The 21,980-nt window shown below is 61.4% G+C and carries 27 protein-coding genes; 23 read left to right on the top strand and 4 right to left on the bottom strand.

The window, feature by feature from the left end:
* Nucleotides 1-96: 96 nt before the first annotated feature.
* From THS5294_RS14155 to THS5294_RS14115, 9 genes are all read left to right on the top strand, one after another.
* Complete coding sequence (locus THS5294_RS14155; RefSeq protein WP_058124254.1) at nucleotides 97-651, top strand: hypothetical protein; 555 nt, start codon at nucleotides 97-99, stop codon at nucleotides 649-651.
* Nucleotides 599-2,638, top strand: a complete 2,040-nt coding sequence (locus THS5294_RS14150) for a phage terminase large subunit family protein (RefSeq protein ID WP_058124253.1) — start codon at nucleotides 599-601, stop codon at nucleotides 2,636-2,638. Before THS5294_RS14155 ends, THS5294_RS14150 begins: the two co-directional genes overlap by 53 nt.
* Before the next feature lie 3 nt (nucleotides 2,639-2,641).
* Nucleotides 2,642-2,851 carry a phage head-tail joining protein gene (locus THS5294_RS14145; protein WP_058124252.1) on the top strand — a complete coding sequence of 70 codons (210 nt, stop codon included), beginning with the start codon at nucleotides 2,642-2,644 and terminating at the stop codon, nucleotides 2,849-2,851.
* Nucleotides 2,851-4,356 (top strand): phage portal protein, encoded by a 1,506-nt coding sequence (locus tag THS5294_RS14140; protein ID WP_058124251.1) that lies wholly within the window; start codon nucleotides 2,851-2,853, stop codon nucleotides 4,354-4,356. The genes THS5294_RS14145 and THS5294_RS14140 overlap by 1 nt, the downstream gene beginning before the upstream one ends.
* Nucleotides 4,356-5,786, top strand: a complete 1,431-nt coding sequence (locus THS5294_RS14135; RefSeq protein WP_058124250.1) for a S49 family peptidase — start codon at nucleotides 4,356-4,358, stop codon at nucleotides 5,784-5,786. The genes THS5294_RS14140 and THS5294_RS14135 overlap by 1 nt, the downstream gene beginning before the upstream one ends.
* Nucleotides 5,787-5,881: 95 nt before the next feature.
* Nucleotides 5,882-6,262 (top strand): head decoration protein, encoded by a 381-nt coding sequence (locus THS5294_RS14130; RefSeq protein ID WP_058124249.1) that lies wholly within the window; start codon nucleotides 5,882-5,884, stop codon nucleotides 6,260-6,262.
* Nucleotides 6,263-6,303: 41 nt separating this feature from the next.
* Nucleotides 6,304-7,326, top strand: a complete 1,023-nt coding sequence (locus tag THS5294_RS14125; protein ID WP_058124248.1) for a major capsid protein — start codon at nucleotides 6,304-6,306, stop codon at nucleotides 7,324-7,326.
* Nucleotides 7,327-7,338: 12 nt separating this feature from the next.
* A complete protein-coding gene (locus THS5294_RS14120; protein WP_058124247.1) occupies nucleotides 7,339-7,650 on the top strand; it encodes a head-tail joining protein in 312 nt (103 codons plus the stop codon).
* Entirely contained in the window at nucleotides 7,647-8,276 is a 630-nt protein-coding gene (locus THS5294_RS14115) for a DUF6441 family protein (protein WP_058124246.1), read from the top strand. The genes THS5294_RS14120 and THS5294_RS14115 overlap by 4 nt, the downstream gene beginning before the upstream one ends.
* Nucleotides 8,277-8,285: 9 nt before the next feature.
* On the opposite strand, the gene THS5294_RS14110 is transcribed toward THS5294_RS14115, so the two are convergent.
* Nucleotides 8,286-8,831, bottom strand: coding sequence for a GNAT family N-acetyltransferase (locus THS5294_RS14110; protein ID WP_052077335.1), 546 nt, complete (start codon nucleotides 8,829-8,831; stop codon nucleotides 8,286-8,288).
* Entirely contained in the window at nucleotides 8,821-9,129 is a 309-nt protein-coding gene (locus THS5294_RS14105; protein ID WP_038009042.1) for a type II toxin -antitoxin system TacA 1-like antitoxin, read from the bottom strand. Before THS5294_RS14105 ends, THS5294_RS14110 begins: the two co-directional genes overlap by 11 nt.
* A gap of 75 nt (nucleotides 9,130-9,204) precedes the next feature.
* Here THS5294_RS14105 and THS5294_RS14100 point away from each other — a divergent pair, with 75 nt between their 5' ends.
* Nucleotides 9,205-9,630: a hypothetical protein gene (locus THS5294_RS14100; RefSeq protein WP_058124245.1), complete on the top strand. Its 426-nt coding sequence runs from the start codon at nucleotides 9,205-9,207 to the stop codon at nucleotides 9,628-9,630.
* Here the strand turns inward: THS5294_RS14100 and THS5294_RS14095 are convergent.
* Nucleotides 9,627-10,004 (bottom strand): bactofilin family protein, encoded by a 378-nt coding sequence (locus THS5294_RS14095; RefSeq protein ID WP_058124244.1) that lies wholly within the window; start codon nucleotides 10,002-10,004, stop codon nucleotides 9,627-9,629. The two genes, THS5294_RS14100 and THS5294_RS14095, sit on opposite strands and share 4 nt — an antisense overlap.
* Nucleotides 10,005-10,104: 100 nt before the next feature.
* Here THS5294_RS14095 and THS5294_RS14090 point away from each other — a divergent pair, with 100 nt between their 5' ends.
* The 6 genes from THS5294_RS14090 to THS5294_RS14065 all read left to right on the top strand — a co-directional run bounded on the left by THS5294_RS14090 (nucleotide 10,105) and on the right by THS5294_RS14065 (nucleotide 15,341).
* Nucleotides 10,105-11,046, top strand: a complete 942-nt coding sequence (locus THS5294_RS14090; protein ID WP_058124243.1) for a phage tail tube protein — start codon at nucleotides 10,105-10,107, stop codon at nucleotides 11,044-11,046.
* The gene (locus tag THS5294_RS14085) at nucleotides 11,046-11,408 is read left to right on the top strand and encodes a phage-derived protein YdaY family protein (protein ID WP_058124242.1); all 363 of its coding nucleotides are present in this window, start codon (nucleotides 11,046-11,048) and stop codon (nucleotides 11,406-11,408) included. The genes THS5294_RS14090 and THS5294_RS14085 overlap by 1 nt, the downstream gene beginning before the upstream one ends.
* A gap of 128 nt (nucleotides 11,409-11,536) precedes the next feature.
* Complete coding sequence (locus THS5294_RS14080; RefSeq protein WP_058124241.1) at nucleotides 11,537-11,734, top strand: DUF7697 family protein; 198 nt, start codon at nucleotides 11,537-11,539, stop codon at nucleotides 11,732-11,734.
* On the top strand, nucleotides 11,727-14,192 hold the full coding sequence (locus THS5294_RS14075) for a phage tail tape measure C-terminal domain-containing protein (protein ID WP_058124240.1): 2,466 nt from the start codon (nucleotides 11,727-11,729) through the stop codon (nucleotides 14,190-14,192). Before THS5294_RS14080 ends, THS5294_RS14075 begins: the two co-directional genes overlap by 8 nt.
* Before the next feature lies 1 nt (nucleotide 14,193).
* Nucleotides 14,194-14,781, top strand: coding sequence for a hypothetical protein (locus tag THS5294_RS14070; protein WP_058124239.1), 588 nt, complete (start codon nucleotides 14,194-14,196; stop codon nucleotides 14,779-14,781).
* Complete coding sequence (locus tag THS5294_RS14065) at nucleotides 14,781-15,341, top strand: hypothetical protein (protein ID WP_058124238.1); 561 nt, start codon at nucleotides 14,781-14,783, stop codon at nucleotides 15,339-15,341. The genes THS5294_RS14070 and THS5294_RS14065 overlap by 1 nt, the downstream gene beginning before the upstream one ends.
* Before the next feature lies 1 nt (nucleotide 15,342).
* Here THS5294_RS14065 and THS5294_RS14060 read toward each other — a convergent pair whose 3' ends face one another.
* Nucleotides 15,343-15,987 (bottom strand): hypothetical protein, encoded by a 645-nt coding sequence (locus tag THS5294_RS14060; protein WP_139278649.1) that lies wholly within the window; start codon nucleotides 15,985-15,987, stop codon nucleotides 15,343-15,345.
* Between the two features lie 45 nt (nucleotides 15,988-16,032).
* On the opposite strand from THS5294_RS14060, the gene THS5294_RS14055 reads away from it, so the two are divergent.
* The 7 genes from THS5294_RS14055 to THS5294_RS14025 all read left to right on the top strand — a co-directional run bounded on the left by THS5294_RS14055 (nucleotide 16,033) and on the right by THS5294_RS14025 (nucleotide 21,943).
* Nucleotides 16,033-16,437 carry a DUF6950 family protein gene (locus THS5294_RS14055; protein WP_058124236.1) on the top strand — a complete coding sequence of 135 codons (405 nt, stop codon included), beginning with the start codon at nucleotides 16,033-16,035 and terminating at the stop codon, nucleotides 16,435-16,437.
* A 289-nt stretch (nucleotides 16,438-16,726) separates the two neighbouring features.
* Nucleotides 16,727-19,273, top strand: coding sequence for a phage tail protein (locus THS5294_RS14050; RefSeq protein WP_058124235.1), 2,547 nt, complete (start codon nucleotides 16,727-16,729; stop codon nucleotides 19,271-19,273).
* A gap of 102 nt (nucleotides 19,274-19,375) precedes the next feature.
* Nucleotides 19,376-20,035, top strand: coding sequence for a tail fiber domain-containing protein (locus THS5294_RS18110; protein ID WP_072936729.1), 660 nt, complete (start codon nucleotides 19,376-19,378; stop codon nucleotides 20,033-20,035).
* A complete protein-coding gene (locus THS5294_RS14040) occupies nucleotides 20,032-20,343 on the top strand; it encodes a phage holin family protein (RefSeq protein ID WP_058124234.1) in 312 nt (103 codons plus the stop codon). The genes THS5294_RS18110 and THS5294_RS14040 overlap by 4 nt, the downstream gene beginning before the upstream one ends.
* A gap of 84 nt (nucleotides 20,344-20,427) precedes the next feature.
* The gene (locus THS5294_RS14035) at nucleotides 20,428-20,664 is read left to right on the top strand and encodes a hypothetical protein (RefSeq protein ID WP_058124233.1); all 237 of its coding nucleotides are present in this window, start codon (nucleotides 20,428-20,430) and stop codon (nucleotides 20,662-20,664) included.
* Between the two features lie 92 nt (nucleotides 20,665-20,756).
* Nucleotides 20,757-21,689 (top strand): C40 family peptidase, encoded by a 933-nt coding sequence (locus THS5294_RS14030; protein WP_058124312.1) that lies wholly within the window; start codon nucleotides 20,757-20,759, stop codon nucleotides 21,687-21,689.
* Nucleotides 21,686-21,943 carry a hypothetical protein gene (locus THS5294_RS14025; protein ID WP_058124232.1) on the top strand — a complete coding sequence of 86 codons (258 nt, stop codon included), beginning with the start codon at nucleotides 21,686-21,688 and terminating at the stop codon, nucleotides 21,941-21,943. The genes THS5294_RS14030 and THS5294_RS14025 overlap by 4 nt, the downstream gene beginning before the upstream one ends.
* Nucleotides 21,944-21,980: the final 37 nt, after the last annotated feature.

Here is a 21,980-nt window from a genome sequence, read left to right as displayed (position 1 = left end):
GCTTGATGTGAGAGTCGCTCGACACGGAAGTCTAATCAACTCAAATAGACGTATTTATCCGTTTAATAACAATGCTCTGAGGCTCTGGAACAGGTCATGGAAGGACTATCTGAACGCGCCTACGCCGAACACGCCGGGATCTCCCGCGGGGCCGTGCAAAAAGCCCGCAAGACCGGCCGCCTAGTGCTTTATGCAGACGGGTCCATCAACGCGGTGGCCTCGGATGCGCGGCGCGGTTCAGCGACCGATCCGGATCAACAGATACGCTCACGTGGTGGGTTTGGTGCAACTGGTGACGGGCCAGCGGCCTCGGGCACAGGCGATAGCACATCCTACATAAAGGCTCGGACGGCGCTTACGGTCTACCAAGCCCAAGAGCGCCAACTGTCGATTCAGAAAAAGAAGGGCGTATTGGTGGATCGGGCGCGCGCCGAGACCTTAGTGTTTCGTCTCGCTCGTCGGGAGCGGGATCTTTGGGTCACCTGGCCCACACGCGTGGCCGCACTGATGGCCGCGCAATTGTCCGCAGAGATGGAGACAGCATCCGGCAAGGCCGTAACGATCGAGACCGCGATCCTGCAAAGGGTGCTAGAAACCCATGTCCGAGAGCAGCTCGACGCCCTGGCCAACCTCAAGGTCGCGCTTGAATGATGAGGAGAACACATCTGATCTAACTGAAGGCTTCGATCTCGCCTTTGACGGCGCCGAGGATATCCTGCGCGCATGGCGCCGTGGAATGCGGCCCGACCCTGACCTCACAGTCTCCGAATGGGCCGACACCCATCGGAAACTGTCCTCGCGCGCTTCCGCCGAACCCGGGCAATACCGAACGGCCCGAACGCCATACCTGCGCGCCATCATGGATGCGCTGTCGCCGAACAATCCGGCGCAGCGGATCAGCTTTATGAAGGCCGCCCAGGTCGGCGCAACAGAAGCCGGCAACAACTGGATCGGTTTTGTCATCCATCATGCGCCCGGCCCCATGCTGGCGGTGCTGCCCACGGTGGAGATGGCCAAGCGCACCTCGCGGGGCCGCATCGATCCGCTGATTGAGGACAGCCCCGCGCTGAAAGAACGGGTCCAACCGGCGCGCTCTCGCGACGCGGGCAACTCGATGCTGTCCAAGGAGTTTCCGGGCGGCATTCTGGTGCTGACCGGGGCGAACAGCGCTACCGGCCTGCGCTCGATGCCGGCGCGTTATGTGTTTCTCGATGAGGTCGATGCCTATCCGGCTTCGGCTGACGAGGAAGGCGATCCGGTCAGCCTGGCTGAAGCACGCACCACCACTTTCGCGCATCGACGTAAGGTGTTCATGGTCTCGACACCAACCATCCGGGGATTGAGCCGCATTGAGCGCGAGTTCGACGCCAGCGACCAGCGGCGGTATTTTGTGCCGTGTCCGCATTGCGACCACATGCAATGGCTGCAGTTTGAGCGGCTCCGCTGGGACAAGGGGCAGCCTGAAACCGCAGCCTATGCTTGTGAAGGCTGTGACGCTTCAATTTCTGAACACCACAAGACAGATATGTTGGCACGTGGGGAATGGCGGGCGACGGCGACCAGTGCGGATCCTAACGCGATCGGCTTCCACCTCTCAGCACTTTATTCGCCAATCGGCTGGAAAACTTGGGAACAGATCGCGCGGGACTGGCTGGCGGCCCAAGGATCAGACGAGATGCTGCGTGCGGCGCGCAACACGCTTCTGGGCGAGACCTGGGTTGAAAGCGGCGACGCGCCGGAATGGCAGCGGCTTGCGGATCGGCGTGAGGCATATGCTGCGCAGATCCCCCTCGGCGGGCTGTTCCTCACCGCCGGAGCCGACGTGCAAAAGGACCGCATCGAGGTCGATGTCTGGGCTTGGGGCCGTGGGCTCGAGAGTTGGCTGGTTGACCACATCGTCATTCCGGGCGGGCCTGGAGATCCTGCCTGCTGGCAGGCGTTAACGGACCTGCTTGGCCAGACTTGGGTGCATGAGAACGGCGCGGTGATGCCGCTGGCAAAGCTGGCCATCGATACTGGGTATGAAGCCGCCGCGGTCTATGCATGGGCGCGGCTGCAAGGCATTGCGCAGGTCGCGCCCGTCAAAGGTCTCGAAGGGTTCAACCGCGCGACGCCGGTATCGGGCCCGACCTTTGTCGACGCGACCGTGAATGGGCGGAAGCTCAAGCGTGGGGCGCGGCTCTGGACGGTGGCTACGGCCACCTTCAAGGCGGAAACGTATCGCTATCTGCGGCTAGAGCGGCCCTCGGACGAGGATCGCACACTGGGTGTGCCCAATCCGGCGGGCATGATCCACCTGCCCGACTGGGCCGACAGCGAATGGCTGAAACAGCTCGTGGCAGAGCAGCTGGTCACCATACGTGACCGGCGCGGCTATGCCCGCCAGGAATGGCAAAAGATGCGCGAGCGCAACGAGGCGCTGGACACACGGGTCTACGCCCGGGCCGCGGCATGGATTCTCGGCGCCGACCGTTTTGATGAACGCATGTGGCGCCAATTGGAGAAGCAGGCCGGCGTGGAAACCAAGATCAGTGATCAGACGGACCTGCCAGAGAAGGTTGCAGAACCGCAAGCAGGGCGGATCGCAGCGCCCCGGCGGCGTGGCTGGAAGATCAGTACGCCCAAATACATGGAATGATAGATGACCCTCGACGAGTTAAAACTCCGCCACAGCGCGCTTTTGGGCGCGCGCTACAGCGGCACGCGGTCTGTCAGCTATGACGGCAAGACCGTGAACTACGGCACGGATGCCGAACTCGCCGCCGCCATAGGCGATGTCGAACGGCGTATTGCAAAACTCGAGCGTGGCGCTGGACGGATGCTCCGGCCCTTCGCCGTGAAGGATCTGTGATGAACTGGCGTCAGCGCCTTGGAGCGTTTATCGGCGGGTTTGACGCGGGCCAGCATCATCGCCGTCTTCGCGGGTTCCAAGCGACCCACGCACATGTGAATGCGCTGATTGCGGCCTCAGGACCAGACATCACTGCACGTGCACGTTGGCTCGTGCGCAACAACGGCTATGCCGTGAATGCGGTGGAAAGCTGGGCGGCCAACACCGTGGGCGACGGGATCAAGCCGATCTCGAAACTGGTCGATGCTGCTCGCAAGGAAGAACTTCAGCGGTTGTGGCTCGCCTGGACGGATGAGGCGGACGCCGAGGGGCTGACGGATTTCTACGGGCTGCAGCGCCGGGCTGCCCGCGAGGTGTTTCTGGCGGGTGAGGTCTTTGTCCGGATCAGGCCCCGGCGGCCCGAGGATGGGCTGACAGTACCGCTGCAGCTTCAGATGCTGCCCTCAGAAATGCTGCCACTGCATGAGACCGGCGTGGCGCGGAATGGCAATGCCATCCGCCAAGGGATCGAGTTCGATCGGATCGGGCGACGTGTTGCCTATCACTTCCTGCGGCGCCATCCGGGCGACAGCACCGATCCGGGGCTTTCCGGCGAGATTGTCCGCGTGCCCGCTTCGGAGGTGATCCATGTGATTGACCCAGTTGAGGGTGGTCAGTTGCGCGGTGTGTCAAAACTGGCCCCAGCCATCGTGAAGCTCTTTCTCCTGGATCAATACGATGATGCGGAACTTGACCGGAAGAAAGTCGCGGCCATGTATGCGATGTTCGTGACCTCGCCTGCGCCAGAGAACCCGCTGGCCCCCTTGGACGACGAGGAGATGCCCGCAGGCGTCGAGATCAGCCCCGGTCAAATCGTGCGACTGGATCCGGGTGAAGATGTGACCGTAGGCCAGCCAGCAGACAGCGGGGCAACCTACGAGCCGTTTCAATACCGGACGCTGCTTCAGATCTCAGCCGCGCTCGGGATCCCCTATCCCTACCTCGCGAACGACATGGTAAAGGGGAACTTCTCGAACTCGCGCCTTGCCCTGATAGAATTCCGCCGCCGGGTCTCGGCCTGGCAGCACTCGGTGATGGTCTATCAGCTCTGCCGGCCCGCCTATGCGCGCTGGCTGGATTTGGCTGTGCTCTCTGGCGCAATGACGCTTCCAGGCTATGAAACGGATCGCCCGCGTATGCTCGCCGCGGATTGGCTCCCCACGAAATGGGACTGGGTCGATCCACTCAAAGACGCCAATGCTGAAATCGCCCAGATCGAAGCGGGGCTCAAATCTCGCACTCAGGCCATCGCCGAGCGCGGCTATGACGCCGAGCAGGTTGATCGGGAGGTTGCCGCGGAGCGCGCACGTGAGCGCGCGCTGGGTCTCGACTTCCGCCGGCCGGGTTCGCCCGCGCAAGGTGTGCAGGCAGTGCCGGTCAACGACGACAGCGAAGATGACAATCGCAGCGATGACGCAGCCGATGACGTATCAGCGCGTTCACGCACCGAAGAGGACCGACCCTAATGCTCCACGCCCGCATTGCAGCACGCTCTTTCAACACGCCGCTCTTGGTGGAACCCTCCAAGGCCATGGCGTTTCTGTCAGGGCTCGGGCCGCGTCTTCTGGGACGGCCGGTCGATCTCTCTGATCACGACGACGCGTCAGACAGCACCGCAGCACATCTTCCCGCAAAGGCCAGCATTTTGGCCGGCAACCTCGCCGACCACCTGCAGCAAAATGGCAATGCGCCCTACGCGGTCGTAGACGGCATCGCGGTGATCGAGATCTCGGGCGTCTTGATCCATCGGGGCGGTTGGATCGGGCAATCCTCTGGCCAAACAAGCTATGAGGGGATCGCAACACAGGTTGAGGCGGCAGCCAGCGATCCGGCGGTGCGCGGCATTGCATTAGAAATCGACAGTTTCGGCGGCGAGGTGGCCGGGATTTTTGACCTCGCAGATCGCATCCGGGCGATCCGAGGCGCAAAGCCCGTCTGGGCCTTTGTCGCTGAACACGCCTTCTCGGCTGGCTACGCACTGGCATCCCAGGCTGACCGGATCCTGCTACCGCGCACCGGCGCCGTCGGCAGTATCGGTGTGGTGGTGATGCATGCCGATCTCAGCGGCCAGTTGGATCAGGACGGCGTGCGCGTGACGATGATCCATTCCGGTGATCATAAGGTTGATGGCAATCCCTATGAGCCTTTGCCGCCAAATGTGCGTGGCAACATGCAGCGCGAGATCGATGTTCTACGCTTTCTCTTCGCCGAGACTGTCGCCGTGGGCCGCGCTGGGCGCCTGAGCCAGGAGGCAGCGCTGGCCACCGAGGCCGCGACCTATCGCGGGACGGATGCCGTCGCCGCGGGCCTTGCCGATGAGGTGATCGACCTCTCCCGTGGCTTTGCCCGCTTTCGCGAAAGCCTGTCTGCCCCATCACCTACCGCGCGGCTGCGCCGCGCCAGTCATCCCCGAGCAAAGGAGGCCGCCATGAGCGCCAAAACAGATACCGAAGAGGCAAATACAGAAACCACCGATGCCGAAGACACGGTGCTATACGAAGCAGAACAGCTATCCGACGCCCCAGACGATATAGAAGAAATGCTGCAAGAAGACACAGGGACCGCCTCAGACGCTGCCGCAGCATCACCTACACCGGCCGGCACGAAACCTTCCAATCTGGCAGAGATCTCTGCACAGCTTCGCGAGTCAGCAGCCGAGATTGCAGAGATCACAGCCCAGGCAGGTCGCCTCGGCATCGCGATTGACGCCGCGAAAGCTCTGCGCGACGGAACAGCCCCAGAGGCTTTGCGCCGATTGGTTTTGGACCAAGCGAGCGCCGCCGCAGATGCACGCGACATTGTGGCGGCACCGCCGTCCCCTGTTCTGCCAAAATCCGTGGAAAGCCCAATTGTGGCTGCCGCAAAGAAGGCTGCCTCGGCGGGTCGTAACAACTGAGCACCCTCCCACTCATCGCGAACCGCCCACCTGATCCCCCGCCGTTCCTCCCCGGCGGGGGATTTTTTCTGACCCCAATCTTTTGGAGATTGCCCATGTCCGTGCTCACCCAACCGCCCACCATGGGCGATGTGCTCAAATACGAGCTGAACCCCAACTACACCCGCGAGACCGTCACGCTACTGGCCGGCGCCAATTATCCGGTTGGCGCTGTGCTTGGCCGCATCACAGCGAGCGGCAAGATGAAGCTCAGCACTGCAGCAGGCAGTGATGGCGCACAGAATGCTGCAGCTGTGCTTCTCTATGCCACCGATGCCAGTGCCGCAGACCAAAAGGCCGTCGTCATCGTGCGCGGTCCGGCCATCGCCTCACAAGCGGCCCTAGTCTTCGACGCCAGCGTAGATGACGCCGCCAAAACGGCGGCCAAGCATGCCCAGCTGACCGCACTCGGCATCATCCCGCGCGATCCCGCCTGATCAGGCCGCAACATTCCTCCCCCATTTCTCCGGAGTTCCCCATGACCATCACACGCAACCCGTTTGATGCGGACGGCTATTCGCTCGCCGAGATGACGCAGGCCATTAACATCCTGCCCAATCTCTACACCCGTCTTGGCCAGATCGGCCTCTTCCGCTTTGAAGGCGTCACGCAACGCTCTGTGGTGATTGAGCAGCGCGAAGGCGTCCTCAGCCTCCTGCCCTCAGTCCCACTGGGCGCGCCGGCCACCGTCGGCACCCGCGAGCAGCGCTCGATGCGCAGCTTTGCGCTCCCGTGGATCCCCCATGATGACGTGATCCTGCCCGCCGACATTCAGGGGATGCCCGCGCTGGGCATCTCGGATGCAGCTGACCCGCTAGTCGAAGTGATGAACCGCAAGCTGACGCTGATGCGCCGAAAGCATGCCCAGACCCGCGAATACATGGAGATGAATGCGCTGCGCGGTATCGTGAAGGATGGCGCGGGCACGACCCTCTACAACTATTTCACTGAATTTGGCTTGGAACCGATTGAGGTCGACTTTGTTTTCGGGACGGCAGGCACCAATATCCAGAGTAAAGTGCGCAGTATTTTACGTGCCATCGAAGACAATCTCTTGGGCGAGACCATGACCACGGCCCATGCTTTGATCAGCCCCGAGTTCTTCGACAAATTAATCAGCCACCCAAAGACCGAAGAAGCCTATAAATACTTCTCTGCAAATGGAGGTCAGCCGTTGCGGGAAGACATGCGCCGCGCCTTCCCCTTCGCGGGGCTGCTCTTTGAAGAATATAACGGCTCGGTAGCGCTCTCGAATGGAACAACGGAGCGCTTGATCCCCGCAGGCGAAGGCATCGCCTTCCCCCTTGGCACCTTCGACACCTTCACCACTTATGGCGGCCCGGCCAATTTGCTGGAGACCGCCAATACTGTCGGCTTGCCGCTCTATGCCCGCCAGCAGATAGACAGCAAAGGACGCTGGATCGATCTTATGACCGAGGCCTCCACCTTACCTGTGAACAAGCGTCCACGGCTCGCCATCCGGCTCTTCAGCTCGAACTGAGGCACGAAAGCAATGACGGCATTTGCCGTGGCCCTCGATATGCTCTTCGCCGATCCAAACTTCGCCCAAGAGGCCTGGCATCGCGACTGCGAGGGGCAGTTCACCCGCATCCGCGTCATCATGCGCCGCAATGATGACGTGACCACATTCGGGGCCGCGCGCCTGGTGTCAGAGTCACTGCGCTTTGATGTGCGTGTCTCCGAACTCCCCGCACCCCGGCCCGATGAGCAGATACTGCTCGGTGAGGAAACCTTCCTGATCCAAGGCGAGCCGATCCGCGATCGCGAGCGGCTGATCTGGACCATAGAGGCAACGCCTGCATGAAACTCGACCTCTCAATGGCAGGCGACATCGTAGCGTCCATGCAAGCCGAGATCCTTGCTGGTGAAAAGGCTGTGACCCGAGCAATGCGGCAGGCGGGCTCGGATCTGAAACAAAACTGGCGGGGCCAGATTACACAAGCTGGCCTTGGCCGGCGCCTTGCGAATTCAATCCGGAGCCAAATCTACCCAAAATCTGGCGAAAGCCTAAAAGCGGCGGCTCTTGTCTGGTCGAATGCACCCCAGATCATTGGGGCGCATGACACCGGGCCATTGATCCGGTCGAAGGACGGATTCTGGCTGGCCATCCCAACGCCCGCGGCCGGTAAAGGCACGCGCGGCAAGGCGCTCACGCCCGGCGAATGGGAGAGGCGGCGCGGTCTGCGCCTGCGCTTTGTTTATCGGCGGGGAGGTCCAAGCTTGCTCGTGGCCGATGGGCGGTTGAACAGCCGTGGGGTGGGCGTGGCCTCTCGGTCCAAGACCGGGCGAGGACGGAGTACCGTCCCCATCTTTATGTTGGTGCCTCAGTTAAAACTCGCCAAAAGGCTCAATCTAGCGCGGGATGCTAAGCGCGCGGAGGCAGCGGTACCGGGGTTGATCGTGGCGAATTGGTTCTCAGAGAGGGTTTGAACGCCAATGTCAGCCAAGCGTCGCCCTGATATCTGCCATCGAAATATAAACCCGTTGTGGATTGTCGGGATCACCCAATGGTATAAAGCCAAGCCCTTTATAGAAGCGCCAGCGTTGCTCAAACTGGTTGTCCTCTAGAACATCGAGGACAACGGCAGCTGCCCCCATCTGATCCGCGATGCCAAGGCAACGCGTCATGGCATCAATGAGAAGCGCTGTGCCAAGGCCCTGGCCCTGCATGTCACTGCGCACCGCAACTGCACGGATATAGATTACCGGGATGTCCGGCACGCCGGCACGTTGCCATTTACCCGGACCGAGATTGGCGCGAATGGCCAGTGCGCCAAGAGTATAAAACCCCAAAACGGCTGGGTCGCCTTCAGCCGTGGCCATCCAAGCAGCGACCATCCCGGTCTTGATCTGATCCGAGAGCGAGGATTTTAGGAAATTATCGATCGGGCCAAAGCCACAAGAAAAGGCGCTACGATCATGCAGCGCCTTGTCGAATTTCGCGATCACAAGGGCGGGTTGATCCACCGGTGCTTTACTTGGCATCCGTCAGATGACCTTTGCTAGCGGCCGCAGCGCGCGCCAGCCCTGTCACGACTTTGCCTGGCGCCTCGATCGCGCTGCGAAATGCCTCAAATGCCTCGATGGGCAGGACTGAAAGCGACAAACGCTGTTCGACCTCCTGCGCACGTAAGAGCGCAGCCTGACGAATGAAATCGGCTTCCTGCAAACCGGTTGCTGCTGCGGCGGCTCGGATGCGTTCTTCATCAGCGCGATGCAGGCGCAATTCCTTGCGCGCCTCCATCTTGCCAGAGGTCGGTGTGATGCTCTCAGTAGCAAACATGAGGGAACTCCTTTTTCCAATACGTACGGTATAAAGCCGTACATGTCAAGAAATGACCTAATGGCGAAGATCTAGATGCCTACCACCCGCGAAACCATCCTGACCGCTTTGGCGGACCTGTTGCGCACGATCCCACATGTGCCAGTTCTGCGTGGAGAGGTGCTTCCAGAGCGCATCCCGCCCGTAGGTCTCATGATCCTGCGTGACGGCAGCCCTGGCGAGCCCGCTGTGACACTGTCACCACTGGCGTATCATTACCAGCACCGTGCCGAACTCGAGGTCATCGTACAATCTTCAAGAGACCGCGACGGTTTGTTTGACGCACTTACGGCTCGCATCGGCGCTGTCATTGCCGCCGACCGGACATTGCGGGGGTTATGCGATTGGGTCGAGGCAGAGGCCCCTGAACCTGTCGATCTTCCAGTCGAGGGTGCGGCCAGTATAAAAGCTGCCATCTTGCCCGTGCTATTGCACTATGGGACGAACGATCCTTTGGCTTAAAGCTTGAACTTTCCTGCATCCACCCGGCTGTATGCGCCCTCGACTTGGGCCCCAGAGGCGATGTCGAGACGATCATAGGCCACACTGGCCATTACGCGCGCACCAGTTTTGATACTGACATGCATTGCGGTCACATCACCTTCTAGCTTGCCTTCAATGGTCAGCTGGCGGGCACGAACGCTACCCTTGACCCGAGCCGTAGGTGTCAAAACCACTGCATCAGCGGTGAGATCACCGGTCAGCTGACCGCCAAACTCTAGAATGCCTTCGCAGGTAATATTGCCTTCGATCCTCAGATCATCTGCAAAGATGGAGCGCTTGCGCTCTGTCTGGCTTGGCGCACTTGGGCTCGATGATGTTTTGTAATCGGCCATGAGGGCACTCTTTCGTTGAAACGTGGGGGCAGCTAGGGGCCCACCAACGCCGGCGTCAAGCCAGACCAGTTTAATCTTTCGAAGCTGAGGAGAAATTACCATGGCACGAGCCCAAGGGGCGCGGGCGCAAATGGCGCTGGCGTTCGAGATGACCTACGGCACGCCGCCTGCGAGCGGCTACACCAAGATGCCTTTTGCCAGCACAACGCTGGGGGCCGAGCAACCACTGCAGACCTCGGAGCTATTGGGCTATGGCCGCGATCCACAAGCCCCGATCAAGGATGCGGTGACGGCGGATGGCGATGTGGTGGTGCCCATTGATGCTGAGGCCTTTGGGTTCTGGCTAAAGGCTGCGTTTGGGGCGCCCACGACCACGGGCGCGGAAGCGCACTATAGCCACGCGTTCCGCTCAGGAAACTGGGCGCTGCCGAGCTTCTCGGTCGAGACCGGCATGCCAGAGGTGCCGCGCTTTGCGATGTATTCCGGTTGCATGGTCGACAGCCTCAACTGGCAGATGGCGCGCTCCGGGCTGCTGACGGCCACGGCGAGCATCGTGGCACAGGGCGAGGCAATCGCCACCAGTACCGCCGTAGGCACACCAACCACTATCGCGTTGAAACGCTTCGGCCATTTCAACGGGTCGATCACGCGGAACGGAGCCAACATCGGGAACGTTGTCTCTGCAGACCTTACCTATGCCAACAACCTCGACCGCATCGAGACGATCCGGGCAGATGGGAAGATCGACGGTGCAGATCCGTCCATCGCCGCGCTTACCGGCAATGTCGTCGTGCGCTTCGCAGACCAGACGCTGGTGAACCAAGCCATCAATGGCGAGGCCTGCGAGTTGGAGTTTTCCTACGCGCTCACCACGGGCGAGAGCCTGACCCTGACGGCCCATGCGGTTTACCTGCCGCGCCCTCGGATTGAGATCTCAGGCCCACAAGGTGTGCAGGCGACCTTTGATTGGCAGGCAGCAAGCGATCCCGTTGTAGGCCGCATGTGCACTGTCACGCTCACCAATGACCGCGAGGATTACTAATGCTGCGATTGAATCTGTCCACGGAACCGCGCTGGCTGGACCTCGGCCATGGCGTGCGGCTGTTCGTTGAGCCGCTCACCACCGCTATTATGTTGGCCGCGCGGAGCGATCCGACGATCGTTGCGGCAGCCGGTGATGCTGATAGCAGCGCTACTAACGATGACCTCGCCCGCATCGTGGCCAAGGCCGTCGCGCACATCGTCGTGAAGGATTGGGAGGGCGTCGGTGACGAAAACGATGAGCCTCTGCCTCTGAACCCTGAGGGCATCGACGCCCTCTTGGAACTCTGGCCCATCTTTGAGGCCTTCCAGACACGCTACATCGCTGGCGCGCTCATCCTGGACGCGGAAAAAAACGCCTGACCGCTCTCGCCGACTGGGAGTTCGGCGGGGGCGGTGACTATTGCGCGGGGTGCCCCTCTGTATGCGCGGAATGCCCCAGAGCCCTTCATGCGCCATGCACACTTGAGGGCTGGCAGATCTGGGATCTCGTGCAGCGTTTGGGCGGGCAAGTGCGCGTCGCGGGCGGCATGAGCGGCGGCGCTGTCCTCGGCTGGGACATGGGCGCGGCTTTGCAACTCGGGGCAGCCCTTGGGCTCTCGCCTCTCATTATCGCGGAACTCATGCCGCCCATCGAGGCGGTGATGGTGCGCAAGACAAACGAAGAGATCGAACACCACCATGGCTGAGAAACGCGTATCCGTCCGGCTATCCGCGACTGGTGGCCGCCAAGTGCGCGCCGAGTTGGAAGGCGTCGGTGTCGCCGGGTCTCGTGGCATGGGACGTCTGAGCCATGAGCTGGATCAGGCTAATGCGCGTATGGCAGCCTTCGCGCGCCGGACCCGGATTGCGGCGACTGCTGCCGCCACGGCGCTCGCTGCTGCTGTTGTCGCGATGACCCGCTCGACCGTTGCAGCCGCCAACGAGATCAGCCAGCTCTCCCAAGTGGCCAATGCCAACCCCGAGGTGTTCCAGCGCTGGTCGGCGGCCTCGGCCACAGTGGGGATCGAGCAAGAGAAGCTGGCCGATATCCTGAAGGACGTGAATGACCGCGTGGGGGATTTCCTGCAGACGAGCGGCGGCCCTATGGCCGACTTCTTTGAGAACATCGCGCCACGTGTGGGCGTGACGGCTGATCAGTTTGCGCGTCTCTCGGGACCGGAAGCGCTGCAGCTCTATGTCGACAGTCTCGAGCGCGCGGGCGTCAGCCAACAGGAGATGACCTTTTATCTCGAAGCTATGGCGTCTGACACGACGCGGCTGATCCCGCTCCTGCAAAACGGCGGGGCAGAGATGACGCGGCTTGGAACACGGGCACAGGCACTTGGCGCGGTGCTCGACGCCGACGCAATCGCCGCGATGCGCCGCTCTGAACTGGCTCTAGTCAGCATCGGTCAGGTGTTTACGGGCGTGCGCAACCGGATTGCCGTGGCTCTTGCTCCGTCGCTGGAGGCGGTGGCCAACGCGTTTGTCGCCCTTGCGTCCAGTACCAGCCCAATCAGCCGGGCTTTTGATGCTGTGCTGAGCAACCTTGATCGGCTCGCGATTTATGCTGGGACTTTCGCCACCTTCCTCGCTGGTCGCTGGGTCTCGGCGATGGCCGCCGCGGCGCTGTCGGTCCGAGGTCTCGCTACGACCCTGGTGGTTCTGAAGGGCGCGCTCATCCGCACCGGCATTGGCGCGTTGATCGTAGGCGCAGGCGAGTTGGTCTATTGGTTTACCCGTCTATCCTCCGGCGCAGGCAGCTTCGGCGAGGCTATGGGCCTCTTGAAAGACGTCGCGGTCGAGGTCTGGGACCGGATCAAGATGGGGGCATCAAGCGCGGGGGCTGCGGCCACCGCCATGTTCTATGACCTGAAAGCCGATGCCGCGAGTGGCATGGCCGGGGCCATCGAGAGTGTCGCGGCTTTTGGCAACGCAGCGGCCAACACCTTCGAGGGTGCCCTAATGGCTGTACGCGAGATCTGGGCGCGTCTGCCGGATGTGATCGGGGATCTGGTCTTCTCAGCCGCCAACCGCATGCTCGACGGGATCGAGGCCATGCTGAACGGCGCAATCCGCAGGATTGACGCCTTCACGGGTCGCATTCGCGATGCGCTCGCGGCTGTGGGCATCGAGACCACCTTTGGTCAGATCCGTGAGATCAGCCTCGGCGACATCCCCAATCCCTTTGCAGGCGCCTCCGCTGACACGGGAACGGCTGCGGCAGATGCCTTTCGCCGAGCCTTCGAGAACAACCCGCTCACTATTCCCGACCTTGGGCTTGAAACGATCGCCGCCGAGGCGCGGGCCACCGCAAACATCTACCGTCAGGCAGCCATCGATCTTGCGGGTGTCGCGACGGTGCCACTCACCTCCTGGGGTGCGCTCCGCGATGCCGTTGCGGGCACCGGCGAAGAAGGTGCGGCGGCGCTGGATGAGGCGACTGTCTCAGCAAATCGGCTGTCGGCTGCCATGGGCCGAGCTGGTGGTGCGCCCGGGAGCGCTGGCGACCGGATCGCCACCGGTTGGCGTGCAGTCTCAGAATCTCTTCAAGCCTATGCCGCGGATGCTATGAATTGGGGCAAAGGCCTCGGCGAAACTCTGACTGGCGCTTTCAGTGGCGCGGAAAACGCCTTCCGCAGCTTCGTCGAGACCGGCAAGTTCGACTTCAAGGGCCTCGTGCGCTCGATCCTGGCGGACCTTGCGGTTCTGTCGTTCAAGCGCGCAGTACTGGGCTCCATCGCCTCGGCGCTCGGAGGTGTCTTTGGGGGCAGCGGGTCTGTAACGGCAGCCGTCTCGCATGCAGGCGGTATTGTGGGACTGTCGGGACATAGCCGCTCAGTGCCTGCGATGGCCTTTGCCGGGGCGCCGCGGATGCATAACGGCGGTACCGTGGGGCCGGTTGGCTCCTGGGCCGGTCTGCGCCCCGACGAAGTCCCAACGATCCTGCAGCGCGGGGAACGGGTGTTGAACCGGCGCGAGGCGGCAGACTATGGCAGGGGCGGCAGTGCTGACGCAGGCATGACGGTGAACATCGACGCGCGCGGGGCGCAGATGGGCGTGGCCGAGCAGATTGATGCGCGGCTTCGGGCTGCCATTCCGGAAATCGCCCGCATCGCAAAAGAAAGCGTGGCCGATGGCCGACGCCGGGGTCAGGTGATCTGAGATGGCCATTCCTGTCTTGCCGCTGACGCTCGTGTCCTCCCTCGAGCGGAGGCTGATTACGTCTGTGGCCGAGGCACGCTCGCCCTTTACCGGCACGTCCCAGATCCAAGATTGGGGTGCGTCGTGGTGGGAATATCAGTTTGAGATGGCAGTGAGCCAAGGTGCCAAGGCCCGGCGGCTTTCGGCCTTCTTCACGGCACTTGGCGGATTGCGGGGCCGGTTCCTGTTCCCCGATCCTTCGATCAAGGTGCCGGTGGCGGCGGGCAATCCTTACGTGACCGAGGTGCAAGCTGCGGGAGCCTCCACCCTGCGCACGGCTGGTTGGGGACTTGGCCTTCGCGCGGGGGATTTCTTCCAGTTGGGCGGAGATGCCACCACACGGCTTTATCAGCTAACGGCGGATGTGGTGCCCGTGGGCAGCGAGGCGACGCTCACCCTCGTGCCGCCGCTTCGGGCTTCCGTGCCGGTCGGCACGCTGCTCGGCCTCGATGCCCCGTCGGTTCTGTTGCGGCTGACGGCACCCGTCCCCTCGGTCATCGGCCGAGCGGATCAGCATCGCTTCACGATCTCAGCGCGGGAGGCGCTCTGATGAGCCGCGATCTTACCGTCGCCTTCGCCACCGCGCTGGCTGATCAAAGCCTCCGGCCCGTCATTTTCTTTGAGGGCGAGTTTGCGACTGGCTGGGTGCGGATCTGGTCAGGGCTGGGAGAGGTGAGTTGGAACGGCCAAAGCTGGGCTGGGGCCGGGTCGCTCTTGGGCCTTGGCTCCCTAGACGAAACCGGAGAGGTCGTGGCCGGCGGCACGGCCGTCTCGCTTTCCGGCGTGCCGCTGGACCTTGTTCAAATGGCGATTGATGAAGCGCGCCAAGGCCTGCCGGGCCGGATTTGGCTGGGGCTCCTAGAAGAGGATGGCAGCATCATTGCCGATCCGGTTCAGGCCTTCTCAGGTCGGCTCGATGTCCCTGAAATCAAGGATGACGCAGACACCTGCACGATCACCATCAGCTATGAAAGCCGTCTGATCGATCTGACCGTGGCGCGGACCTGGCGCTACACCCATGAAAGCCAGCAGGTCTTGTTCCCGGGCGATCTTGGCTTCGAATTCGTAACCGCGATCCAGGATCGCGAAATCACCTGGGGACGAGGGTAAGCTACTGCCAGAAAGCGAGCGTTGAAAGCGATGGCCATTCAAAGTCCGGCAAGTCTGGAACATAGGTTCCAGCTTGATGCCAACTCTCAGATGCGTTTGCTTTAACCGACGCCCAGATATCTTCGCGTTTAGGCAATTCCATACCGCAGACTTCGGCTGCTTGAGCGTTAACTTCTTTGTCTGGGTTGAAGGCTAAGTCTAGTTCGGAAAGATCTTTTAATGTCTGACAGCTGTCTTTTATGTCCCAAGCTGCGACTCCAATAATCGCAGCAATACCTAAATAGGGTATCGATTCTGCAACAACAGACGACGCACTGCGTGAAGCAGCAATGGCCGTTCTTTTTGAAACTCGATCTGCAGTGTCAGACACTGCATCTTTGATAAGATGTGGCTTTCCACGATACGTGACCTTGGGCTGCCTTAATGATGCCACTTCATCCGATAGGGACGAAATCCGCATCTCTTTGGCTTTGAGCTGGTTACGTAAGTCAGTGACCATTGAGGTGGTTCCGGTCAAAGCCTCAAAAACCATACTTGCTTTGGTTGCAATCGTGCTGACGGCAAGAATCCCAATATTCAACGAAAGGGATGCAACGGTAAGGAGTGCCATCAGAGTAAACCAAAAGCGGCCCAGCATTCTAAGCATTCAAAATTCCCCGCAAAATAATCACGTTCTTGAAAGGACTATGCTTTGAAAGTTTATGGCTGGCCACACCTACTAGCCGCAGCCATAGACACCGCACGAGCAAAGCCCTTCGCCTGGGGCCACCACGACTGCCCCACCTTTGCATTCGAGGTTCGCATGATCCTGACCGGCGGCGAGGATGTCGCGGCCCTCTGGCGCGGGCGCTATACAACTGCACTCGGTGGCGCACGAGTGATGCGCCGTTTAGGTTGGGCCTCACTTGAGGAGATGGGCCATGCGCTTTTGGGCGAACCGCGCCCAACGGTGCTGCTTGCTGGGCGCGGCGACATCGTTCTTGCCGACACTGGCCTAGGGTTTGGCATCTGTACTGGGGCCAAGGCTGTGGGAATGACACCCGAAGGGCTCGTGACCGTGCCACTCACCTCCTGCCGGGTCGCTTGGTCCGTTTAAAGGCTGCATTTGGCTTTTGTGGCATAGGTGCGCGGCTCAGGCCTCCCCTCCCGAGCCGCGCTAAGGGTCTCGCGTATATCCGACGGTCACACAGCTTGGGTGCTGCTCGGTCTACGATCACCCTTACACTGCCAGATCCCTGCTCCAGGCATCTGTTGTGCGTAAATAACGGCTCAAAAAAGGTGTTGTTGGCCAATCATTTGACCTGGATCCTTCAGTTGTCAACTCCACGCCATGTAAAGCCATTCTCACTTTGGCAGTCAAGAACCTCCAAAACTGGACTTAAACCATGCCCTTTGTCGTCTCTGCTGTCACTGCGGTCGCGGGCGCAATCAGTGCAACCTTGGCGGCTGGCGGAATCGGTGCGGCCCTTTTGCGGATCGGCGGCACGCTTTTGCTATCCACCGCGGCGCAGGCCCTGATGCCAAAACCGCAAACCACGATGCAACCGCGCACCGTGACCATCCGCGAACCCGTAGTGCCGCGTGATCTTGTCTATGGCCGCACCCGCAAGGGTGGGGTCATCGTCTTCCTGCATTCCTCGGGGTCGGACAATAAGTTCCTCGATCTGGTGATCGTGCTGGCGACGCATCGGGTCCAATCGATCGGTGCCATCTATTTTGAGGGGGAAGTGGCCCTCGACACAAATGGCGAGGCCCAAGGTCGTTGGGCTGGAAAAGTCCTCGTCGAGAAGACACTCGGCGCTGCCAACCAGACCGCTTTCGCGGGCCTCAAATCCGCGCTGCCGGACAAGTGGACCGAGAACCACCGGCTTCGGGGATGTGCGGCCATTCGGCTGCGGCTGACCTATGATCAGGACGCCTTTCCGGGTGGCATCCCGAACATCACGGTGGACATCGAGGGTAAAGACGACATCTGGGACCCGCGGACCCAAACCGCCGGCTATTCGGAAAACTCCGCCCTTTGCCTTGCGGACTATATGGCCAACCCAACCTGGGGCATCGGGGCGCGCATCGGCGAGCCCGACGGGATCGACGAGATGTCCCTCATTGAGGCTGCAAATATCTGCGACGAGCCCGTTCCACTTGCCGGTGGCGGGTCGGAGCCGCGCTATGCCTGCAACGGGGTGATCACGCTTTCCGAGGTCCCGAAGACAATCATCGAAGGAATGCTCTCCAGCTTTGCAGGCCGCTGCGCCTTCTCGGGCGGGTCCTGGCGCATACATGCAGGGGCATGGCGGGCACCGGATGCGGCGCTCACCTCGGACCATGTCCGCGAGGGTGGGCTCACGCTCGCCACGCGCGTGACGATGTCGTCAAACTTCAACGGCGTGCGCGGGCAGTTTGTCAGCCCCGAGAACGATTGGCAGCCCGACGACTTCCCGGCCTATGCGAGCGCTGTCTATGTGGCTGAGGACGGTGGTGAACAAAAGTGGCGCGATATCTCGCTGCCGTTTACGATCTCGGCCTCGATGGCGCAGCGACTTGCGAAGATCGAGCTTGAACGCGCACGGCGGCAGATGACGGTGCGGCTCTCGGGCAAGCTTTCGGCCTGGGCGGCCAGCGTCGGAGATGTGGTGACGCTGTCCTACGCCCGCTGGGGCTTTGCCGCGAAGCCATTCGAGGTGCATGGAGTGAGCCTTGATCTAACCGCATCGGGCGATGGGGCATTGTTGCTGCCGGAGCTCGTTCTGCGCGAGACTTCGCCTCTGGTCTACGACTGGACGGCAAGTGAGGAGCAAATTTATGCGGCTGCTCCAAGAACGGCGCTGCCCAATGCTTATGACATCCCGGCACCCGGCGCGCCGCAGGTCACCGAGGACCTTTATGTGACGCGGGATGGCGGCGGGCTGAAGGTTCTGGCCAAGATTAGCTGGGAGGCGTCGCCGTCTGGGTTTGTTGCAGCATACCAGCTGCAGGGCAAACTTGCTGGTGCGGCCGACTGGATTGACTATGGCCGCACCGACGGCACTGCGCTCGAAATCCGCGACATTGCCCCAGGAGGCTGGGCTTTCCGCATCAAAGCGATCTCGGTTCTGGGCGTCTCCTCGGCTTGGCAGGAGACATCGGTCGAAATTCTTGGCCTGACCGCCCCGCCAGCGCAGCTTGAGAACATCACGCTGCAAACAGCTGGCGGGCTCGCGATCCTCAAATGGTCCCGCTCGGTGGATCCGGATGTGCGGGTCGGTGGCAACATCGTGATCCGGCATTCGAAGGAAGCGACGGCCACTTGGGCTGACAGCTATTCGATGGACCGGGTCTCAGGCGGTGAAGCCATCGCAGTCGTACCGCTCAAACCCGGCACCTATCTCGTGCGTGCCGAAGACAGCGGCGGACGCGCCGGGCTTGAGACCCGGGTCACCACCAAGGGCGCCCAGGTGTTGGCCTTCTCGACCTTGGACTTCTTGCAGGCCGATCCCGGCTTTGTTGGCTCGAAATCGGACCTACAAGTGACTGGATCAAACCTGACACTGGCCACGGCAACCGCCAATGGCGTGACACAAGTGACCGCAATGGAGGGGTGGTACGGCTTCGCGGCGGGACTTGATCTGGGCGCCGTGAAACGCGTGCGCCTGCGCTCTGAAATTGGCGTGGCGGCGCTCGCGCTCAACGACCGGATCGATGCGCGCACCGCGCTCATGGACACCTGGGCGGATTTTGACGGATCAGCTGGTGCAGAAATCGATGTGCTCTTCGAGATCCGCGAGACCGATGACGATCCGGCAGCTTTGCCGAACTGGGGCCCCTGGGGCCGTCTCGATAACCATGAAATCGAGGCCCGCGCAGTAGAAGCACGGGCGTTTCTGACGACGAAGGACGCGTCTTACACGCCCATCGTCAGGCAATTGCGGCTTTACGCCGACGAGGTGGCGTGAAGGCACTTTCCGTTCCTGAGGTGTGCGCATTCACTGCCTCTCGGCTCCGCCTCGAACGCAAAGGCCCGCACATCTTTATAAATGAGAACGGAAACCGCTGAGATGACGCAAACCTCCAGCTTTACGATTGCCAATGATGCGGGTGCCGCGGTGCGCGCGCGGATCAACGAGGTGATCGCAGCCCTGCAATCGACCAGTGCTGGGGCCTCGGCCCCGAGTGCCGCCGTCGCGGGCATGCTTTGGGTCGACACCTCAGTCTCGCCGCCAGTTCTTCGCCGGAGGAATGCCACGAACACTGGCTGGGACGCGCTCTTGGATGCGGTGGGCAATCTGGCGGGGCTTTCGAACAACGCTGTGGCGCGGACAAACCTTGGGCTTGGGAGCATGGCGACCAAATCGGCGGCGGATTACGACACAGAGATTGCGGCGAAGGCGGCACTGTCGGGAGCGACGTTCACCGGAGTGGTGACAGCCCCGAACTTCGTCTCCTCGTCCGATGCGCGGTTAAAATCCGATGTGGAGACCATCGCCGGCGCACTGGCCTTGGTCTCAGCCCTGCGCGGTGTGCGCTTCACAATGGATGGCAGCCGCCAGATTGGCGTTATCGCGCAGGAGGTCCAGGCGGTCCTTCCTGAAGTGGTGAGAGCGGATGCGCAAACCGGTCAGCTCTCCGTTGCTTACGGCAATATCACCGGTCTGTTGATTGAGGCCGTCAAAGAATTGTCTGCCCGAGTGGCAGAATTGGAGGAGGCGCGCCTGTGAGTGAGAGCGGATTTATTGACACTATGAACGCGCTGTTTGGTGGGGCGGTGACCACGCTGATCGGCGCCTTTACCGGCCGGCTGATGTGGCATTCGGGCGAGGTAAAACTCGGCAATCGCTGTTTTTTTGGCAAGGAACTCCTGTGGGAAATCCCCGTCGCCGTTGGCATGGCGCTGATTGGAGAAGCTGGCGCGCGCTACATTGGGCTCTCGCAGCCTGTCTCGACCGGGTTTGTGGCAACGCTCGCCTATCTTGGCCCACGCGGGGCAGAGGCTCTCCTTGCCGCGTGGCTCAGTCGCAAGAAGTAGCGACGCAGATTGGACCGCGCACTTGAAGCGGCCAATCACGATGACCAATTGAGGCTCAAGAAACGACCATAGGAGGAACACGGTATGACTGAGATCGCAACTGTTTTGGCGCAGGTACAAAACGCGCCGGATCCCGTGGCAGCGGTCAAGCGGTTGGTGCTCGCGCATGGCGGGCATTGGTGCGATCCTGAAAACGCCCAAGGCCTCTTTGAGGTTCAACTCATGGGTCTGACGGGCATTGGTCCTTCCGTGGTCGCCGCCGTGGATGATTGGCTGATGCAGGCCAAAGACACCGTCTTTGAGGACGCCCAAGCGAGCTAGCCGCTCAAGGTCATTTAAAGCCTATCCTTTATTAAACGTTCAACTGCAGCCGCCCTTTGGGGCGGCTGTTTGCATTTGCATGGGAGCAGATCATGACACCGTTCGACATTGCCCGCAGCTACATCGGCACAACCGAGGGCCCGGGTCCCGAAAACAACCCCGCCATCATGGAAATGTATGGGTCTGTTGGTCACGACTGGGTGGAACATGACAGCGTCGCCTGGTGTGCGGCCTTTGTCGGGCACTGTCTCGAGAAGGCTGGGATCCGCTCTACCCGCAAGCTGACCGCGCGGTCTTATCTCGACTGGGGTGCCCCGGTGAAGACCGCGGATGCCCAACAAGGAGATATCGGGATTATTCCGCGGGGCCGCTTAAGTTGGCAGGGCCATGTCTTCTTCATTGATCGGATTGAGGGGGCCTGGGTCTGGGGCCTTGGCGGCAACCAGGGTGATGCGGTGAATATCAAGCGCTACCCGGTCGCAAAGCTGCTGGGTGTCCGAAGAGCGAGCCATATTGCGCCGGAGGTAACTCTGTCGGTGGAGGCGGTTCAGCGGCGGCTGAAGACCCTTGGCTATCATGAAGTGGGAATAATTGACGGGATTGTTGGGCCACGAACACGCGCGGCTATTTTGGCCTTCCGCAATGACAACAGCCTGCCGCTCGTCCCCATCATCGATGTGGTGATGGCCGAAGCCCTTGAGGATGCCGGGCCGCGCGCAATCACCCCCGCGCGCGCATCTGGAGCGCCAAAAGACAGTCGGATCGTCGCCGCCTCCAATGCACAGGTCGGACTTGGGGTAATGGGGGCGGCCGGCTCCATCGGCTCTCAGATCGCACCGGCGTTGGTTGAGGCAGAACAGGCACGCGATATGGCCGGCCGTGCGTTCTCTTTGCTTGGGCTGGAGGATTGGCTCACCATCGCTCTGCCGTGGATCGGTGCGGCCGTGTTCCTCGCCGTTGTCGTCTACGCCCTGCGATCCCGCGCTGCTCGGATCGACGATCATCGCATGGGAAAAACACCATGATCCATGTCTTAGGCACACTGCTCGGAGGCCTTGGCCGTCGGGCTGTCTTTTACGGCGCCATTGCTTTTGCCCTTTTGAGCGCGCTCTGGATCGCCTTCCGCCAGGGGCGCCACGCTGCAAAGGCTGACCTCGCCATTCGTCGCGCGGAGGCCCGCATTCGCGCCATGCAAACATCACAGGAGATCCGCCATGAGGTGCACAACACTGACCGGGCTGGTCTTAAGCGCCGGGCTGACCGCTGGATGCGCGATTGAGACAGGAGGGATGCGCGGAGATTGTGATTTGGCCGCG

It is taken from the genome of Thalassobacter stenotrophicus, assembly GCF_001458315.1.
Taxonomy (GTDB): Bacteria; Pseudomonadota; Alphaproteobacteria; order Rhodobacterales; family Rhodobacteraceae; genus Thalassobacter; species Thalassobacter stenotrophicus.
This window is presented reverse-complemented; position numbering and strand designations above follow the sequence as displayed.

Excerpts from the sequence above, each read along its gene's own strand:
- THS5294_RS14150 (WP_058124253.1), top strand. The coding sequence starts at position 599 with ATGTCCGAGAGCAGCTCGACGCCCTGGCCAACCTCAAGGTCGCGCTTG.
- THS5294_RS14090 (WP_058124243.1), top strand. The coding sequence starts at position 10,105 with ATGGCACGAGCCCAAGGGGCGCGGGCGCAAATGGCGCTGGCGTTCGAG.
- THS5294_RS14070 (WP_058124239.1), top strand. The coding sequence starts at position 14,194 with ATGGCCATTCCTGTCTTGCCGCTGACGCTCGTGTCCTCCCTCGAGCGG.
- THS5294_RS14030 (WP_058124312.1), top strand. The coding sequence starts at position 20,757 with ATGACACCGTTCGACATTGCCCGCAGCTACATCGGCACAACCGAGGGC.
- THS5294_RS14110 (WP_052077335.1), bottom strand. The coding sequence starts at position 8,831 with ATGCCAAGTAAAGCACCGGTGGATCAACCCGCCCTTGTGATCGCGAAA.
- THS5294_RS14125 (WP_058124248.1), top strand. The coding sequence starts at position 6,304 with ATGACCATCACACGCAACCCGTTTGATGCGGACGGCTATTCGCTCGCC.
- THS5294_RS14085 (WP_058124242.1), top strand. The coding sequence starts at position 11,046 with ATGCTGCGATTGAATCTGTCCACGGAACCGCGCTGGCTGGACCTCGGC.
- THS5294_RS14130 (WP_058124249.1), top strand. The coding sequence starts at position 5,882 with ATGTCCGTGCTCACCCAACCGCCCACCATGGGCGATGTGCTCAAATAC.
- THS5294_RS18110 (WP_072936729.1), top strand. The coding sequence starts at position 19,376 with ATGACGCAAACCTCCAGCTTTACGATTGCCAATGATGCGGGTGCCGCG.
- THS5294_RS14140 (WP_058124251.1), top strand. The coding sequence starts at position 2,851 with ATGAACTGGCGTCAGCGCCTTGGAGCGTTTATCGGCGGGTTTGACGCG.
- THS5294_RS14035 (WP_058124233.1), top strand. The coding sequence starts at position 20,428 with ATGACTGAGATCGCAACTGTTTTGGCGCAGGTACAAAACGCGCCGGAT.
- THS5294_RS14065 (WP_058124238.1), top strand. The coding sequence starts at position 14,781 with ATGAGCCGCGATCTTACCGTCGCCTTCGCCACCGCGCTGGCTGATCAA.
- THS5294_RS14100 (WP_058124245.1), top strand. The coding sequence starts at position 9,205 with ATGCCTACCACCCGCGAAACCATCCTGACCGCTTTGGCGGACCTGTTG.
- THS5294_RS14095 (WP_058124244.1), bottom strand. The coding sequence starts at position 10,004 with ATGGCCGATTACAAAACATCATCGAGCCCAAGTGCGCCAAGCCAGACA.
- THS5294_RS14075 (WP_058124240.1), top strand. The coding sequence starts at position 11,727 with ATGGCTGAGAAACGCGTATCCGTCCGGCTATCCGCGACTGGTGGCCGC.
- THS5294_RS14135 (WP_058124250.1), top strand. The coding sequence starts at position 4,356 with ATGCTCCACGCCCGCATTGCAGCACGCTCTTTCAACACGCCGCTCTTG.
- THS5294_RS14155 (WP_058124254.1), top strand. The coding sequence starts at position 97 with ATGGAAGGACTATCTGAACGCGCCTACGCCGAACACGCCGGGATCTCC.
- THS5294_RS14105 (WP_038009042.1), bottom strand. The coding sequence starts at position 9,129 with ATGTTTGCTACTGAGAGCATCACACCGACCTCTGGCAAGATGGAGGCG.
- THS5294_RS14025 (WP_058124232.1), top strand. The coding sequence starts at position 21,686 with ATGATCCATGTCTTAGGCACACTGCTCGGAGGCCTTGGCCGTCGGGCT.
- THS5294_RS14060 (WP_139278649.1), bottom strand. The coding sequence starts at position 15,987 with ATGCTTAGAATGCTGGGCCGCTTTTGGTTTACTCTGATGGCACTCCTT.
- THS5294_RS14050 (WP_058124235.1), top strand. The coding sequence starts at position 16,727 with ATGCCCTTTGTCGTCTCTGCTGTCACTGCGGTCGCGGGCGCAATCAGT.
- THS5294_RS14120 (WP_058124247.1), top strand. The coding sequence starts at position 7,339 with ATGACGGCATTTGCCGTGGCCCTCGATATGCTCTTCGCCGATCCAAAC.
- THS5294_RS14145 (WP_058124252.1), top strand. The coding sequence starts at position 2,642 with ATGACCCTCGACGAGTTAAAACTCCGCCACAGCGCGCTTTTGGGCGCG.
- THS5294_RS14115 (WP_058124246.1), top strand. The coding sequence starts at position 7,647 with ATGAAACTCGACCTCTCAATGGCAGGCGACATCGTAGCGTCCATGCAA.